Source organism: Bradyrhizobium sp. LHD-71 (assembly GCF_031157255.1).
Lineage (GTDB): Bacteria > Pseudomonadota > Alphaproteobacteria > Rhizobiales > Xanthobacteraceae > P52-10.
Genome location: NZ_JAVIFX010000014.1, coordinates 31,391 through 46,445 on the forward strand (window position 1 = coordinate 31,391; position 15,055 = coordinate 46,445).

Here is a 15,055-nt window from a genome sequence, read left to right on the forward strand (position 1 = left end):
ATTATAGCAACGGTGAACACGTGAGCGCGGCGCGGAAGCAGAGGGTTGTCCAAGCCAAGGCAAAGCCCACCGACGACGCCGAGATTGCGGTCCGTCAGAGAATGATCGATTCGGCGGTTGCCTTGTTCTCGGACAAAGGCGTGGACAACGTATCGGTGCGGGAATTGACAAGCCACGCTCAAGTGAACGTCGCGGCGATCAACTACCACTTCGGCAGCAAGGAGCAGCTTGCAGAGCTCGTGTTCGAGCAACTGACGGCGCGCATCAGCAAGAGCCGGGCAGACGAGTTGGAGCGTGTGCTGGCCGCTGCCAAGGCGCGAGCATCCCGCCCCGAACTGGAAAGTATCGTGCGGGCATTCATCAGGCCGTATGTCGACCTGTCGATGCGAACGGAGGGCGCGCTCCTGGCGCAGTTCATCCTGCAGCATCGCCTTCGACCCAGCGCGATGACGGCGCGCCTCATCGGGAAGTATTTTGATCCGTTGGCCCGCGCGTTCATCGACGCCATGGCCCAAGCTTGCCCAGCTGTTCCGCGCACGGAATTCTACTGGCGCTATACGTTCATGGTCAGCACTGTCGTCCTGACCGTCAGCGACACGACGAGAATAAATCGGCTGGTTCGCCTTTCTGACGGAAAAGCAGATCCCTCCGACACAACCGCTCTGGAAGGAGCGCTGACGCGATTTCTGCTGGGCGCGCTCAGCGCGCCGAAGGCTTAAGCTGATTGAAGCGCTGCGTTCGGACTGCCCCGTCCGGAACCTGACCCTAAGCCAAACGGCGCCCGGTCAATCGCTCCGCGTTGCTGTGGCAGATCTGTTGGACCTCCGCAGTCGTCAAGCCCGGGACCTCGGCGAGAAATCCGTGGATGTCGTACATGCCCATGTCATACGGATAGTCCGATCCAACAACGATCTGGCTCAAGCCGACGACGTCGATGAGATGACGTAACCCGAGCGGCTCGTAGACGATAGAATCGAACCACATGCGCTTCAGATAGGCGAGGGGTCGTTCGCTCGTCGTTCGAGCGTCCGGCCGTACGCACCACGCATGCTGAGAGCGACCAACATAGCTCGGCAGGTAGCCGCCACCATGAGCAGCCAGTATTCGCAGGCCTTGGTGACGGTCCAGCACGCCGGCGAAGATAAGCCTTGAGAGCGCGATGGTCGTTTCCAGCGGCTGACCAACGACGTTGGTGAGGTATTGTGAATCAAGTCGTGGCCACACAGAGCTTCCCAGAGGGTGGATGAACACGACGCATTCGAGCTCGCTCGCCGCGGCCCAGAATTCCTCAAAAGCGGGATCGGCGAGCTCCAGGCCCTGCACCGCCGATGAGACCTCGACACCCAGCAGGCCATGATCCCGTACGGCTCGCCGGAGCTGCGCCACGGCCAGTTTTGGGTGTTGCAGTGCGACGTTTCCGAGAGCCAGAAAGCGTCCCGGATGCTGCCGACATAGCTGACCAAGATTGCAGTTCTGGCGCTCGACGATGTCTTCTGCAAGCGGAGGTTCTGCCCAATAATAGTATTGGGTCGGGGCGGGACTGAGGACCTGCATGGCTACGCCCATCTCATCCATATCGGCCAGTCGTCGCTCCACGCGCGTGAGCGGTTCGGCAACGCGAGGCGCCAGGACTTTTGCGTTATATGCAGCGGATTCTGCACCGAGCGTCTGGGCGGCTTCATTCCTTTCCCGGGCCCGGCCCGGATGGTCTGCGAGCAGTTGCTCGACGGTCAGGTCTAGGACGTGTGCGTGAAGATCGACGGTGAACGTCTTGACGTGCGCTGCGGTCGGCGGCGCAGACGAGCGTTTGGACCCGCAACCGCAACTGCAGAAATCGATGAGCGGCATGGCCGGACCTTCGTTCAGTTACCAAGATTGAGATTCTTGACCCTTACCAACGTCGCCCACATCTCGGCCTCATCTTTCAGTCGCTTGATGATGGCATCGGGGGCGATGATTAGCGGATCGTATCCCATATCCTGGAGTTTTTCCCGCACCTCCGGTCGCTCGGCTGCCTTCTGCATCTCCGCCTGCAGTCTCCTGAGCACCGGCGCGGGCGTGCCCGCGCGCGCCCAGATGCTATGCCACCCAAAGATCGCAGTGCCACCTGTGATCTCCGGCAATGTAGGGACGTCCGGCAGCGACCGGTGGCGCTTCGATCCCGTATAGGCGATTGCTTTGATATGCTTTGACTGGATGAGAGGGAGCGCAGTGCCGACAGGCTCGGCGAGCATCGCGATCTGGCCTCCGATCAGGTCCTGCAGCACGCCGGTCCTGTATGGGACGTGGATCAGGTCCAGGCCATGACCCTGAGCGATCTGCTCAATGGCAAGATGCGGCAGGCTGCCGGCGCCATAGGATCCATAGCTTATCGCTCCCGGGCGCGACCGCACTTGTGCAATGAGCTCACTCATGTTGGTCGCGGGAAATGCGTTGTTGGCGACGACCACGAGTCCCTGTTCAATGGTGGTGCCGACCGGCTCGAACGCGTCGAGGGGCTTTCTCACAAAAGACGGGCTTGCTTCCTCCTTGCCGTAGATCAGGGGATTGACCGTGAACACGTTGTTCACGGCGTAGAAGAGCGTGTAACCATCCGCAGGTGCCTGAACGACCGCAGTCATGGCGATGATCGAACCGACGCCAGTCTTGTTTTCCACGACGACCGGAACGGAAAGCGAAGTGCTGAGCGCCGATGCAAACATGCGCCCGATCAGATCGGGCGGTGTCCCCGGAGCACCCGAAAGAACCAGCTTGATCGGTCTCGAAGGCCAGGAGGCGGGCTGAGCGTGAGCCGGAAGGCACAGAAGGCTCAGGCAAAGAACGATCATGGAAACGTACGGTGCCATACTCTGTCGCCTAAAACGTATGATTAAAACAGTTGTTTTAATTCTCCTACCTGACTTGTCACGGTCGATCAAGCGTTGCTCGCGTCGGAAGTGCGAACCCGGCGACGACGATGGGGCAGGCGCCATGGCGATCGGTTTGGATGCGCGCACATCCCGAAATGCTTGCCGATGGCCCGCATTGACAACGCGCTCGCGTGTTTGATTAAATGAAATCAAGAACCAAAATATAGAAAGTTGGCCGACCGGTTCCGGTAGGTCGGGGATCGCGGACGCGAGGTGGAGCATGCTGAGTTGGCGCCAGCTGACCCATGTCTTGGTGCTTGGCTTCTTGGTGCTTGGTTTGGCCGTGGTCTCCATGGCTTCCGCCGCGTGGGCCGATCAATATCCGTCCAGGCAGGTCACGATCGTCGTGCCGTATCCGGCGGGTGTGCCGTTTGACCTCTTGGCGCGCGCACTTGCCGAGCGCATACGTCCGAAACTGGGCGCACCGGTCATCGTCGAGAATCGTCCAGGAGGGAACGGGATCGTTGCGACGCAAAGCGCGCTTCAAGCCAAGGCGGACGGACACACCCTTTTGCTGGGCTCCTCGGCGTTCACGTCCATCCCGTTGCTGATGGACAAGCCGGGCTATGCGACGACAGATTTCGTGGCGGTCGCGCCGCTGGGCATGGCGTCGTACATGCTGTTCGTCGGTGGCAACGTTCCCGCAGGCGATATTCCCTCGCTCATTTCGTACATGAAGGCGAATGCCGGCAAGATCAATATGGGTGTTCTGGCTGCGGGCGGGACCGTGCAGCTCCTCGCCAGGCGGTTTGCCGCCGTTGCCGGCGTCGAACTGACGGAAATTCGCTATCGGGGATCCACGGACATGGCCGCAGCGATGGTGACGGGCGACATCCAGATGATGTTTTCCGCCTACAATTCGGCGAGGCCGTTCCTGGAGAGCGGCAAGATCAAGGCTGTCGCGGTCGGTACGGACGATCGTTCGAGCCTTCTGCCAGATCTGCCGACGTTCAAGGAGAAGGGATTTCCGACGGTGACCGGCTCGGGCTGGCTGGCCCTGTATGTCAGGGCGGAGACGCCGCCTGAGATCGTGTCGAAGATCAAGAGCGCTGTCGCCGAAGTGATCAAGGATCCTGCGTATCGCGAGGCGTTGCGAGCAGGCGGCATGGATCCCTGGCCGATGCCGCTCGAGAACCTGCAAGCCTATATCGATGAAGACACCAGGGCCTGGGATCGCGACATCAAGGAGCTCAAGCTGAAGCTCCAGTAGGCCGCTTGCCGCGGCCAGCATCTCGCTAGACCGTCTGTTGCGAGATGAAGATGGGGCTTGCGTCGAGCAGCGACGCCTCCCGATTGAGTTCTGCCATCACGTCGGCAAGCTGCGGGATCAGCGCATACATCTTGTCTTTGGTGAAGCGTTCCTTCGGCCCGCCGATGGTGATGGCGCCGTGCGGTCGGCCGAACTCGTCGAGCACCGGGAATGACACGAAGTTCGATCCGACAACGCGGTCCTCATAGCCGATGGCATATCCCTTGCGGCGAACCAGCCGCACTTCTGCGCGCAGCTTGTCCGGATCGGTGATGGTCGTCGGCGTGATCCGCCTGAGCGGCGTCGCAAGGCGGATGTATTCCTCGATCTCGTCGTCATGCAGGAACGACAGGATTGCGCGCGAGCCGGGGCTCGCATGCAGCGGGACTGGCACCCAGTTGACGCGAAGGAAGCGTCTGCCCGTTTGGTCGACGCCATCGATGGTCACGAGGTTGGATCCCATCGGCACCGAGAACACGACGCTCTCGCCGCTGATCTCCTGCAGGATGTGCATGTACTTCACGCACAGCGCCCGGATGTCGGTCTCCTCGCTGCCCGCGTCCATGAACATGAGGACACGGTAGCCGAGCTCGTACCGCTTGCCGGTGGCGTCGCGAACGACGAAGCCTTCGTCGAGCAACGTGCCGAGCGCCCGGAACGCCATGTTCTTGGTGATGCCGAGCTTTGCCGCGAACTCGCTGACGCCGAACGACTGCTGCTCGCTGGTGAACGAGTAGAGCGCTTTCAGGATCAGCACCGAGGACTTGTTGACGGGCGGCCCGGAGGCGGCAGCGCGAGGTTTCGCCTTTCGGGCCGGGCCTGCGCGCCTGGACTGGGCTTTCTTCGTGCTCATGCGAACGGTGACACGGCCGATGCGAACAAGGAGGTCGCAACGAACTCTGAGCGCTCCCTCTCCCTGGTCGAAGTCGGATGTTTCCGACTTCGACCACTTGATAGTGCCGAACTCGGGTAAACCCGAGTTCGGGTGGGGAGAGGGGCGGGGTGAGGGGCAGTGAATCCGTCGTGTCGCACAGCTGATCGTCGAGAGTGCTTTCTTTTGCGGCGTGTCGAGTCCGGGCCTTCGCACCACAGCGGCCCGAACCCCCTCACCCTAACCCTCTCCCCGACGGGGAGAGGGGACGCCGCCGAATGCATGGCTCGCCTCATCTGCGATGGACTTGGATGCAACGAGTGCTCGAAGCCTGGATTCCATAGCAGCGATGACAACCGGCATGCAAATCGAAGCTGCTCAGGCGGCCCGGCGGCGGGCGCGGCGCTTCGGGGCCTGCGCGGCGGATCGGCGCGAGGTGCCGCGCGCCCGGCGGGCCGTCGGCCGCCGTCCGAGGCTTTGCTTGAGCGCCTGCATCAGGTCGGCGGGTTGCTCCTCCGCCTCCTCGCGATCGGGCACCTCGATGGTCTTGCCGGCGGCCTTGCGGCGGACAAGCTTCTTCAGTGCCATTTCGTACTTGTCCTTGAACTTGCGCGGATCGAACTTCGCAGCCTTGGTGTCGAGGATATGGGCGGCGAGGTTGACCATCTCCTTGGAGACGCGTGGGCTCGGAATATCCCGGAAGTAGTCCGCTTCATCGCGAAGCTCGTACGGGTATCTCAGCGTGGTGCCGAGCAGGCCCTTGCCGAGCGGCTTCAACGCCATCACGTGCTCGCGGTTCGTGAGGACGATGCGGCCGAGCGCCACCTTGCCCTTGCGCTTCATGGCATCGCGAATGACGGCGAAGGCGTCGGCGCCGGACTTGCCGTTCGGCGCGATGTAGTAGGGGCGGTCGAGATAGCGCTCGTCGATCTCGTCCTGCGGCACGAAATCGTCGATCTCGATCGTGTGGGTGCTTTCGACCTCGACGGCTTCGAGCTCCTCTTCCTCGATCTCGACGTAGCGTCCTTTGGAAACCTCATAGCCGCGGCCCTTGTTCTCCTTGTTCACCACGCGGCCGGTTTCGGAATCGACCATCTGCTGCCGCAGCCGATTGCCGGTCCGCTTGTTGATCTGATGAAAGTGCGTTTTCTCGGCTGCGGTGGATGCCGGATAAAGCGCGATCGGACAGGTGACGAGCGACAGCTTCAGAAAGCCCTTCCAGTATGCGCGCGGCATCTCGCTGCTCCGTTTTCATCGGTCACCGATTTCATGAGAAACCGGCCATCAGGCACGAGTTTTCAACGGCAGCAGACACGTATCGTTCCGTGCGGTAGGGGGCGTCGGCTCAGAGGCGAAAAAGCCCCAGGCCGGTGATGATCTCCTCCTTCGTTTGTTCGGTGATAGCCCGGCCGCGCTTTGCGCCTGTTCGCAGCATGTCCATGATGGCGTCCGGATCGCGGCCGAGTGCCGCGCGGCGTTCCCGGATCGGCGCGATCGTCGCTTGAAGAATGTTCGTCAGCCGCCGCTTCAACGCCATGTCGCCGAGGCCGCCGCGTCGATACTGCGCCTTCAGATCGGCGACCGCTTCGACATCCGGGTCGAAGGCGTCGAGATAGATGAAGACGACATTGCCTTCGACCTGTCCCGGGTCGGATGCACGAAGGTGATTGGGATCGGTGTACATGCGCTGCACGGCAGCGGCGATCTCCGAGTCACTCGCAGACAGCGGCACGGCGTTGCCCTGGGACTTGCTCATCTTCGCATCGCCATCGACGCCGGGCAGGCGCCCCGTCTGCGAAATCAGCGCTCTTGCCTCCGGCAGCAACGGATGGCCGATCTGCCGGTTCAGCCGGCGGACCAGCTCATTGGTCTGCTCGATGATTGGCACCTGGTCGTCACCGACCGGAACCACGGTGGCCTTGAACGCGGTTATGTCAGCCGCCTGCGCTGCCGGATAGCACAGGAAGCCCGCGGGAATATCGCGACCGAAGCCTCGCATCCGTATCTCGTCCTTGATGGTCGGGTTGCGCTCGAGCCGGGCGACGGACACGAAATTGAGGTAGAGAAGCGTCAGCTCCGCCAGAGCCAGCAAGGCGGATTGAACGCAGATCGTGGACAGCTCCGGATCGATGCCGATCGCGAGATAATCCAATGCGACTTCGATGACGTTGCGACGCACCTTGGCCGGATCGTCGGCATTGTCGGTGAGGGCCTGAGCATCGGCGAGCAGCACGTATTGCTCGTGGGTATGCTGCAGCGTCACGCGGTTGCGAAGCGAGCCGACATAGTGTCCGAGATGCAGTGGTCCCGTGGTCCGGTCGCCGGTCAGGATCACCGGACGCGAGGAAGAAGAGGGCATTGGCAATTCTCCGAGAATTGCCGCTGCTGTCGCCGGACGAAATTTTCTGAAAAAACCTGGCCGCCGAGAGCAGCGGCTGAGGTCAAAGGTTATTGACTGGCCGCGCTTAGATCGCGGGCCACCAGCATTGCGTGGTGAGCGGCAGGCGGTTCGTCATGGAGCCATCATAGCAGTCTGGTGCGCTGCGCCAAGAAAGGAATATCGGTCCGCGACTTTTGAAATGATCTCTTTTCAAATTTTGCGCCGGCGGAGTGCGCCGGATTCATGAAAACTATATCTCGGCGCCACAAAGGTGGAACCTAACGGCGGTCTGAGGTTTAAGCCTTGCCCGCCCACAATCCTGCATAGGCGCATGAGAAACCTGCTTCGCGCTATCCTGCTTCTCGCCGTCGTGCTCGGTGGACTCTGGCTGTTGCAGCCGCACCTGAGACAAATGTTTTCTGCGGCAACCGAACAGCGGGCGATCGCGCCACGCGGAGCGTTGGCGGACTACGAGCAAACTGCGATCAGCCTGTTCGAGCGCGTCTCGCCGTCGGTGGTGCAGGTCGTGGTGCAGCGACATGGATCGCCGATCCAGGGCGAGGATCACGCGGGCGGGCAGCAAGGCAGCGGCACGGGCTTCCTCTGGGACGGCGCCGGCAACATCGTCACAAACGCGCATGTGGTCGGCGACAGCGATCAGGTGATGATCCGCACCTCGACGGGCGACGTGATGCCGGCAGAAGTCGTCGGACGCGCGCCGAACTACGATCTCGCCGTCGTGCGGATTGCCGCGCGCGGCACATTGCCCCCGCCGGTATCGGTCGGATCGTCTTCCGATCTGAAGGTGGGCCAGTCGGTGTTTGCGATCGGCAATCCGTTCGGACTCGATCAATCGCTGACCACGGGCATCATCAGCGCGCTGAAACGGCGGATGCCGACCGCGGGCGGCCGCGAGGTCGCCGATGTGATCCAGACCGACGCTGCCATCAACCCGGGAAACTCCGGCGGACCGCTGCTGGATTCCGGCGGACGGCTGATCGGCGTCAACACCGCGATCCTCTCACCGTCCGGCACCAACGCCGGCATCGGCTTCGCGATCCCGGTCGACATCGTCAACCGGGTGGTGCCGGAACTGATCCGCACCGGCCGCGTGCCGACGCCCGGCATCGGCATCGTTGCCGCAAACGAGAGCGTTGCGACCCGGCTCGGCGCCGACGGCGTCGTCATCGTCAATGTCGCGCCGGGATCGCCGGCGGCCCGTGCCGGCTTGCGCGGCGTCGACATGAGGACGGGGACGGTCGGCGACGTGATCGTCGAAGCGAACGGCAACCCGGTGCGTCGTCTGGCCGATCTGACCGATGTTCTGGAAAAGACCAAGATCGACGACAACGTCACCTTGACGGTGCTGCGCGACGGCGCACGGCGCAACATATCGGTCGGCGTCGTCGATATTTCCCGAAGCTAGGCGATCTGCGCTCGACGGTCACGCCTGGAAGCTTGCCGGCTTCGCCCCTTGCACCGTTCAACGACGCAGAAACGATCGCTGCAGGCCTGCCGCGCCAAGAGTTCGAAGCCAGCGTGCCACGGTGTGGAATGCGCGAACAACTTTTGGCGGCCGCCGGCGATTGCATGACATGATCGAATTTCGAGAAGTCATAAGGGGCCACACCAATGATGGCGCTGGGAGGGAAGGTCGATCTGCTCTGCGGAAGGGCCGGCGGTATCACGCGTAACAGCGGGCTGGACGCAGCCTGTTCGGTTGCTCGTACGGTCGGCGCGATCGCTCTTGCCGCATGCGCAATGGTTGTCGCGGCGCCAACGCTGGCGCAGGCGTGGCCCGACCGCCCGGTGAAGGTGATCGTGCCGTTCCCGGCCGGCGGATCGAACGATGTAGTGGCCCGCATCTTTGCCAAGGTGCTTGGCGAGAAGCTCGGCCAGCCGTTCGTCATCGAGAACAGGGCGGGCGCCAATGGCAATCTCGGCGCTGCCGCGGTGGCGGCCGCCCCGCCTGACGGCTACACGCTGCTGTTCACCAGCACCGGCCCGCTCGTCTATAACAAGGTCATCTACAAATCGAGCATGACCTTTGATCCGGCGAAGGACTTCACGCCGATCGTCGAGGTGGCGAAAATACCGCTGATCATCGCCTCGAATTTGACGCTTCCCGCGAAAAGCTTCCAGGAGATGGTCGCTTATGCCAAGGCCAACCCGGGCAAGGTGACCTTCGCGTCACCAGGCAACGGTTCGATGGGTCATCTCACCGCCGACCTCGTGCAGACGAACCTGGGCTTCCGGCTGACGCATGTGCCGTATCGCGGCTCGGCGCCGGCGATGAACGACCTGCTCGGCGGCGTCGTCAATATCAATGTCGATTTTGCATCGAACTATGCGCCGCATGTGCAGGCCGGCACTTTGCGGGCACTCGCCATCACTGCGCCCAAGCGGTGGTCGCTGCTGCCGGATGCGCCGACCTTGTCCGAACTGGGGATGCCCGATTTCGACGCGACAGGCTGGATCGCCATCGTCGGCCCCGCCGGAATCCCTGTCGAGGCCGTCGGCAAGATCAACAAGGCGGCGAACGATTTCATTGCCACCCGTGAGGGAATCGAGGCGCTCGAAAAACAGGGCATGGTTCCGGTCGGCGGTTCGGCAGAGAATCTGCGCAGCTTCATGGCCTCCGAGCTTGAAAAATGGCGGCCGGCGGCGGAGAAGATCACGCCGGAGTGACGGCGGGATCACGTTCGATGCAACAGACTGATGCGGAGCAGGTGAGGGGGCGTTCGAGCGAGGGTCCCCTGGTCGACACCCACGCACATGCCTACACGCTCGACATGCCGCTGAGCCCGACGGCGTGGCACCGGCCGCCGCATGACGCGCCGATCGAGGCTTATATCAAGGAGCTCGATGCACATGGGGTCACTCACGCGGTGCTTGCCGGCGCGAGCATATTTGGAGACTATAACGACTATCAGATCGCGGCATTGCGCAAGTATCCGCGCCTGCGCGGCACGGTGATCCTGAACAATCCGGCGACCGATCGCTACATCCTCGAGATGATGAAGGCCGACGGCGTGGTCGGCGTCCGCTTTCAGCGCCGCAACGTCGCGAACCCACCCGACTTGTCTTCGCCGGAGTACAAGCTGCTGCTTCGGCGCATCGCCGATCTCGATTGGCATGTGCATCTTCTCGAGAACGACGGCGAACGGATCATCGCGCCGATCGCCGCGCTCGAGACGGCCGGCGTCAAGCTGGTGATCGATCATTTCGGCCGCCCCGATCCGGCAAGGGGCGTCAATTGCGAAGGCTTCAAGGCGGTTCTTCGCTCGGTCGAGAAGGGCAACACCTGGGTCAAGCTCTCGGCCGGCTACCGCCAGGGATCGGGCGAGGTGGCGAAGACCCTTGCCGCCGAACTGCTGAAGACGGCCGGGCCGGAGCGGTTGTTCTGGGGCAGCGACTGGCCGTTCGCCGCCTTCGAGGACAAGGTCTCCTATGCGGACACGATCCGCGATTTCTTCGACTGGATTCCCGACCCTGCCGCACGACGGAAGATCGGCGGGGAGACAGCATTCCGCTTCTATTTCGGCGAGTGACTTGGCGCTCGGATCACGTCGCGGCGGGACGGCCGCGGGCATGACGGCAACCTAATTTTCGTTATGCACTAATTGCCGGCCGCGGCTTCATTCTTTTTGGCACCTTTGTCGGTCCATTCAGGCGGCAGTCCGAGCCTGTCGCCGACGACTCCGACAAGTCCGGGCGCCCGGCCGTAGCTCTCGCATGCGGCGTACTTGGGCGCGAGGCCCACGGCGGAATTGATCTTTTGCAAGGAGGGGATGCTCGGCGTGGTCTTCTTGAAGGGGCTTTCGCCTTTGACGAGCAGATAGCCGAAATCGTCGCCGAATGCGGCAGCGAGGTCGTACGCGTCGCTGGCCTTCGATGCTTTGGGCGAGCTGAACAGCGCGGTCGCGCCCCGTCCCCAGAGCATCGCCGCCTGCTGCTGACCGAATTGATCGATCGCCTCGGCCTCAAGCGAAAGATTGCCCAGGCCGATCGGAATACGCGGTATCGGCACCGGCGCGCCCATGTCCACGAATTTCGTGCCGATCGAGACGGCGGCGGAAAGGCCAGCCGCGACCTCGTCGGTTTCCGTTGCCTGCGTGACGACGGCGCGGACGGTCAGGTCGGCCGGCAGCTCAGGCGCGACGACCGTGAAGCGGTCGCTGAGGCTGACACATAGCGCGCGGTTGATGGCATTCGCCACCAGCGCGCGCTGTCGGTCGGTCAGCTTCGGCGCCGCCGTTGCCGTGAACGACGCGGGGACGATTCTGACGGTCTTCGCCTCCTGCACGAAGGGCTTGTTGACGTGAATATGCGACTTTGTGAGCATGCCGTCGGACGGGGCAAGACCGCCATAGGACGACAAGGTGCGCCCCTGCACCAGCGGAGCGGACGCGCAGGCCGGCAGCAGACTGACAATGGCCAGGGCGAGGACGGCGCGTGCCGGGCCGAGGCGCAGTCCCGCGTGGCGCCGTGTCGGCAAGGTGTATCTCTCGTGAACTCTGGCAAGACCGCGCATTCGCCCCCCAAGTGTTACCTCGGGATCTCAATAGACCGCTCTCCTGGACCAAAATCTGGCCTCAGATGTCTGAACATTTCTGTGCGACGGCTTTTTGTGTCGAAACATGTCTGGCCGGTCTGCAGACAGAATTTCGTTACAAATTTGTCCTCTGAGCTGTCGTAGCCGGGCATAGTCGCTCGACGAACGGCGTCGCTTCGCTCGCCTATAGCCGTTCGAAGAACGGCGTCGCTTCGCTCGCCTATGACCCGGCATCCCGCTTAGGGGCGCAGTGCCTTCCTGATCGGGATGGCCGGGTCAAAGCCCGGCCATGACAAAGACCGCGACCATTCCGTACCCGCCGATGACCAAGCACACGCCTCAAATTCTCGTTGTCGATGACGATTCCGAGATCCGAAAGCTTTTGTCCCGCTACTTGCAGGAGCAGGGATTTCGCGTGCGGCTCGCGGCCAATTGCAAGGAGGTCCATGAGCGGCTCGTCACCAATCAGATCGATCTCATCGTTCTCGATGTGATGTTGCCGGATGGTTCGGGGCTTGATCTGTGCCGCAACCTGCGTTCGCAGCGCTCCAAGGTCCCGATCATCCTGTTGACGGCCCTCAAAGAGGACGTCGACCGGATCATTGGCCTCGAGACCGGCGCTGACGACTATCTCGGCAAGCCGTTCAATCCGCGCGAGCTCGTGGCCCGCATTCGCGCGGTGCTGCGGCGCGGTCAGGTCTCCCGCTCCGCGCCGGGCGAGGCGGCGCGTTATCACTTCGAAGGTTTCGTGGCGGACCCTTTCACCCGCACACTGACCGATCCGGATGGCGGCGACATACAGCTCACCGGGGCCGAGTTCGATCTGCTCATGACATTCCTGGATCGGCCCGGCCGCGTGCTCTCGCGCGATCAGCTTCTCGACCTGACGCGCGGACGCGACGGTGACGTCCTCGACCGTTCGATTGACGTGCTGATCAGCCGTCTCCGCCGGAAGCTTTCGGACGGTGGCGCGGCGCAGATGTTCAAGACCGTCCGCAATGGCGGCTACCAGCTTGCCACCAAGGTGAGTGTCATGGATCGGTCGACGTGAATACGCTTCGTGCCAAGATGGCGCTGCTGCTTGTGGCCTCGATCGTCTCGGTGGTGGCGCTCATCACGCTCGCGATCATCTACGCGTCCGTGGTGCCGGGGAGCGTCATGATCGACATGTTCGCCAGACAGTGGATCACGATGGAGCGCCTCGCCAGCCACGGACCGGGCGCCGCCGACTTGTCGCCTCGGCCTGCACCAGGTGAGGTGGATCAGGAGCAAACCGAGTTGTTTCGTGCCGCAACCGCGAGGCTCGGCACGCCACTTGACCTCGTGATCACGCACAAGGACGAAACGGCAAGCCCACGATTTCGAACGCTCTCTGTTCGCGTTGGGACGTCCGGCTGGCTTCTGCACGATATCGTTGTTCCGATCCGGGATTCCCGCCGCTGGATGTGGTTTGCCTTCATCGCGATCGGTGTCGGCACGGTCGCGGTGTTCTCGGCCTATCGGATGACCAAGCCCTTGGCGATGCTCGAGAGTGCGGTCGAGGCGGTGACGCCGGACGCCATTCTCCCGGTACTCCCCGAGCGCGGGCCGGCCGAGGTGCGCGCGACCGCCGCGGCATTGAACTCGCTTTCCGCGCGGCTGAAGCGCGTGATCGAAAGCCGCATGCGGCTTGTTGCTGCCGCAGGGCACGATCTGCGCACGCCGCTGACGCGCATGCGGCTGCGCGCCGAGTTCGTCCGTGATGATGAGGAGCGTTCGTTGTGGCTCAAAGACATCGATGAGCTTGGACGTATCGCCGACAGCGCAATTCAACTCGTGCGTGAGGAAAGCGCGAAAGAACTGACTGAGATCGTTCCAATCCATGAGCTGGTGAGAAGCGTCGCGGCCGAACTTCGTGATCAGAACTTTGAAATCGACGTGGGCGATACCGGCGAAGCTTACGTCAAGGCCAGCCGTCTGGCGCTAAACCGCGCCTTGCGGAATCTGTTGATCAACGCGGCAACGCATGGTTTGCGCGGCATTGTGAGCGTCACCGGAGGTGCAATGGCGCAGATCACGATCGCCGATCAGGGACCGGGCATTGCGCCCGATCTCCTGGACCAGGTGTTCGAGCCGTTCTTCCGCGCCGACCGCGCGCGGATTCAGCAAATTCCCGGCGCCGGCCTCGGTCTCACCATTTCCCTTGAAATTGTTCGCCGGGCAGGCGGCGACATCAGCATCGCCAATCGGCCGGACGGTGGCCTGCTTCAGATCGTCGAGCTGCCAACGGTGAGCGTATCCGCTGAGGTGATGGCCTAGCGCGGCTGTCCATCGTCCGAAAGCGGACAGGTCTTCGCGCCGCCTGATTACGCAATCTTAATGCGGCACCGGGGAACAATCGCCGACGCCGTCTCTTCCTCCCTGAACGTTTCTAACGATCGGGCCCCGCGGATCGGGCCCGCTTGCGCCCGGACGAACGTGCCGGCGAGGTTTGATGAGAGATTCCCAATCAAGTTCCAGCCAAGGTCTCACCGCCAGTGACATGGTCGCTTTTGTCGCGTTGCTTGCAACAGCGCTGGCGATGGGCGCAGCGCTGGCGCATGCGCTCGAATTTCCCAACAAGATCGAGCTTTCGCCCGACAACTATTTGATCGTCCAGACCGCCTATCGAGGATGGTCGCTGCTCGCCTTTCTGCTCGTCATCGAAGTGGCCGCGATGCTGTGGCTCGCTGTTCGTTATCGCGCCGTGCCGCGTGTATTCTGGCCGACGGTTGCTGCGCTGGCCTGCGTGGCCGCGGCGCAGGCAATCTTCTGGATCTGGACCTTTCCTGCCAATCAGGTGACCGACAACTGGACGGTGCTGCCCGACAACTTCGAGACGCTGCGCGCGCAGTGGGAATATTCGCACCTGGCCGGAGCGGCTTTTCAGGTGCTTGCGATGGCGGCCATCGCCATTGCCGTGATTGCGCGCTGCAGCGCGCGCGAGGCAGTCGAGACGCCTTAGATTCGTTTGTTTGGTCGCATTTTCTGCGGAAAACCGGTGTCCACTTTTCCGGAAAATGCTCCAGCATTCACCTCGCGCAGAAGATGCGAGACAATATTGCCCTCGAGC

Annotated in this window: 14 protein-coding genes; 8 read left to right on the plus strand and 6 right to left on the minus strand. The window is 62.5% G+C overall.

What is annotated here, in order from left to right; translation table 11 throughout:
- Positions 1-101 precede the first annotated feature (101 nt).
- The gene (locus RCO31_RS16600) at positions 102-719 is read left to right on the plus strand and encodes a TetR family transcriptional regulator (RefSeq protein ID WP_308969705.1); all 618 of its coding nucleotides are present in this window, start codon (positions 102-104) and stop codon (positions 717-719) included.
- 46 nt (positions 720-765) lie between these two features.
- Here the strand turns inward: RCO31_RS16600 and RCO31_RS16605 are convergent, their stop codons facing one another.
- Positions 766-1,848: an amidohydrolase family protein gene (locus RCO31_RS16605; protein ID WP_308969533.1), complete on the minus strand. Its 1,083-nt coding sequence runs from the start codon at positions 1,846-1,848 to the stop codon at positions 766-768.
- A gap of 14 nt (positions 1,849-1,862) precedes the next feature.
- Entirely contained in the window at positions 1,863-3,203 is a 1,341-nt protein-coding gene (locus tag RCO31_RS16610; RefSeq protein ID WP_308969534.1) for a tripartite tricarboxylate transporter substrate binding protein, read from the minus strand.
- Here RCO31_RS16610 and RCO31_RS16615 point away from each other — a divergent pair.
- On the plus strand, positions 3,202-4,119 hold the full coding sequence (locus RCO31_RS16615; protein ID WP_308969535.1) for a tripartite tricarboxylate transporter substrate binding protein: 918 nt from the start codon (positions 3,202-3,204) through the stop codon (positions 4,117-4,119). The two genes, RCO31_RS16610 and RCO31_RS16615, sit on opposite strands and share 2 nt — an antisense overlap.
- Positions 4,120-4,144: 25 nt before the next feature.
- On the opposite strand, the gene RCO31_RS16620 is transcribed toward RCO31_RS16615, so the two are convergent.
- The 3 genes from RCO31_RS16620 to trpS all read right to left on the minus strand — a co-directional run bounded on the left by RCO31_RS16620 (position 4,145) and on the right by trpS (position 7,388).
- Positions 4,145-5,011, minus strand: coding sequence for an IclR family transcriptional regulator (locus RCO31_RS16620; RefSeq protein WP_308969536.1), 867 nt, complete (start codon positions 5,009-5,011; stop codon positions 4,145-4,147).
- A 396-nt stretch (positions 5,012-5,407) separates the two neighbouring features.
- On the minus strand, positions 5,408-6,265 hold the full coding sequence (locus tag RCO31_RS16625) for a Ku protein (protein WP_308969537.1): 858 nt from the start codon (positions 6,263-6,265) through the stop codon (positions 5,408-5,410).
- Positions 6,266-6,374: 109 nt separating this feature from the next.
- Positions 6,375-7,388, minus strand: coding sequence for a tryptophan--tRNA ligase (gene trpS / locus RCO31_RS16630; RefSeq protein ID WP_308969538.1), 1,014 nt, complete (start codon positions 7,386-7,388; stop codon positions 6,375-6,377).
- Between the two features lie 352 nt (positions 7,389-7,740).
- Between trpS and RCO31_RS16635 the strand changes: the two genes are divergently transcribed.
- From RCO31_RS16635 to RCO31_RS16645, 3 genes are all read left to right on the plus strand, one after another.
- On the plus strand, positions 7,741-8,835 hold the full coding sequence (locus RCO31_RS16635; RefSeq protein ID WP_308969539.1) for a trypsin-like peptidase domain-containing protein: 1,095 nt from the start codon (positions 7,741-7,743) through the stop codon (positions 8,833-8,835).
- Between the two features lie 206 nt (positions 8,836-9,041).
- Complete coding sequence (locus RCO31_RS16640) at positions 9,042-10,097, plus strand: tripartite tricarboxylate transporter substrate binding protein (RefSeq protein ID WP_308969540.1); 1,056 nt, start codon at positions 9,042-9,044, stop codon at positions 10,095-10,097.
- Positions 10,098-10,114: 17 nt separating this feature from the next.
- Positions 10,115-10,960 (plus strand): amidohydrolase family protein, encoded by an 846-nt coding sequence (locus RCO31_RS16645; RefSeq protein ID WP_308969541.1) that lies wholly within the window; start codon positions 10,115-10,117, stop codon positions 10,958-10,960.
- Positions 10,961-11,028: 68 nt separating this feature from the next.
- Here the strand turns inward: RCO31_RS16645 and RCO31_RS16650 are convergent, their stop codons facing one another.
- A complete protein-coding gene (locus RCO31_RS16650; protein ID WP_308969542.1) occupies positions 11,029-11,907 on the minus strand; it encodes a DUF3313 domain-containing protein in 879 nt (292 codons plus the stop codon).
- 346 nt (positions 11,908-12,253) lie between these two features.
- Between RCO31_RS16650 and RCO31_RS16655 the strand changes: the two genes are divergently transcribed.
- The 3 genes from RCO31_RS16655 to RCO31_RS16665 all read left to right on the plus strand — a co-directional run bounded on the left by RCO31_RS16655 (position 12,254) and on the right by RCO31_RS16665 (position 14,947).
- Positions 12,254-13,015 carry a response regulator gene (locus RCO31_RS16655; protein WP_308969543.1) on the plus strand — a complete coding sequence of 254 codons (762 nt, stop codon included), beginning with the start codon at positions 12,254-12,256 and terminating at the stop codon, positions 13,013-13,015.
- Positions 13,012-14,262 (plus strand): ATP-binding protein, encoded by a 1,251-nt coding sequence (locus RCO31_RS16660; RefSeq protein WP_308969544.1) that lies wholly within the window; start codon positions 13,012-13,014, stop codon positions 14,260-14,262. The genes RCO31_RS16655 and RCO31_RS16660 overlap by 4 nt, the downstream gene beginning before the upstream one ends.
- Positions 14,263-14,437: 175 nt before the next feature.
- Positions 14,438-14,947 carry a DUF1772 domain-containing protein gene (locus tag RCO31_RS16665; protein ID WP_308969545.1) on the plus strand — a complete coding sequence of 170 codons (510 nt, stop codon included), beginning with the start codon at positions 14,438-14,440 and terminating at the stop codon, positions 14,945-14,947.
- Positions 14,948-15,055 lie beyond the last annotated feature (108 nt).

What these genes read in the sequence shown, in the direction of transcription:
- RCO31_RS16635 (WP_308969539.1), top strand. Translation starts at nt 7,741, where the DNA reads ATGAGAAACCTGCTTCGCGCTATCCTGCTTCTCGCCGTCGTGCTCGGT.
- RCO31_RS16645 (WP_308969541.1), top strand. Translation starts at nt 10,115, where the DNA reads ATGCAACAGACTGATGCGGAGCAGGTGAGGGGGCGTTCGAGCGAGGGT.
- RCO31_RS16605 (WP_308969533.1), bottom strand. Translation starts at nt 1,848, where the DNA reads ATGCCGCTCATCGATTTCTGCAGTTGCGGTTGCGGGTCCAAACGCTCG.
- RCO31_RS16610 (WP_308969534.1), bottom strand. Translation starts at nt 3,203, where the DNA reads ATGGAGACCACGGCCAAACCAAGCACCAAGAAGCCAAGCACCAAGACA.
- RCO31_RS16615 (WP_308969535.1), top strand. Translation starts at nt 3,202, where the DNA reads ATGGCTTCCGCCGCGTGGGCCGATCAATATCCGTCCAGGCAGGTCACG.
- RCO31_RS16655 (WP_308969543.1), top strand. Translation starts at nt 12,254, where the DNA reads ATGACAAAGACCGCGACCATTCCGTACCCGCCGATGACCAAGCACACG.
- RCO31_RS16600 (WP_308969705.1), top strand. Translation starts at nt 102, where the DNA reads ATGATCGATTCGGCGGTTGCCTTGTTCTCGGACAAAGGCGTGGACAAC.
- RCO31_RS16625 (WP_308969537.1), bottom strand. Translation starts at nt 6,265, where the DNA reads ATGCCGCGCGCATACTGGAAGGGCTTTCTGAAGCTGTCGCTCGTCACC.
- RCO31_RS16665 (WP_308969545.1), top strand. Translation starts at nt 14,438, where the DNA reads ATGAGAGATTCCCAATCAAGTTCCAGCCAAGGTCTCACCGCCAGTGAC.
- trpS (WP_308969538.1), bottom strand. Translation starts at nt 7,388, where the DNA reads ATGCCCTCTTCTTCCTCGCGTCCGGTGATCCTGACCGGCGACCGGACC.
- RCO31_RS16640 (WP_308969540.1), top strand. Translation starts at nt 9,042, where the DNA reads ATGATGGCGCTGGGAGGGAAGGTCGATCTGCTCTGCGGAAGGGCCGGC.
- RCO31_RS16620 (WP_308969536.1), bottom strand. Translation starts at nt 5,011, where the DNA reads ATGAGCACGAAGAAAGCCCAGTCCAGGCGCGCAGGCCCGGCCCGAAAG.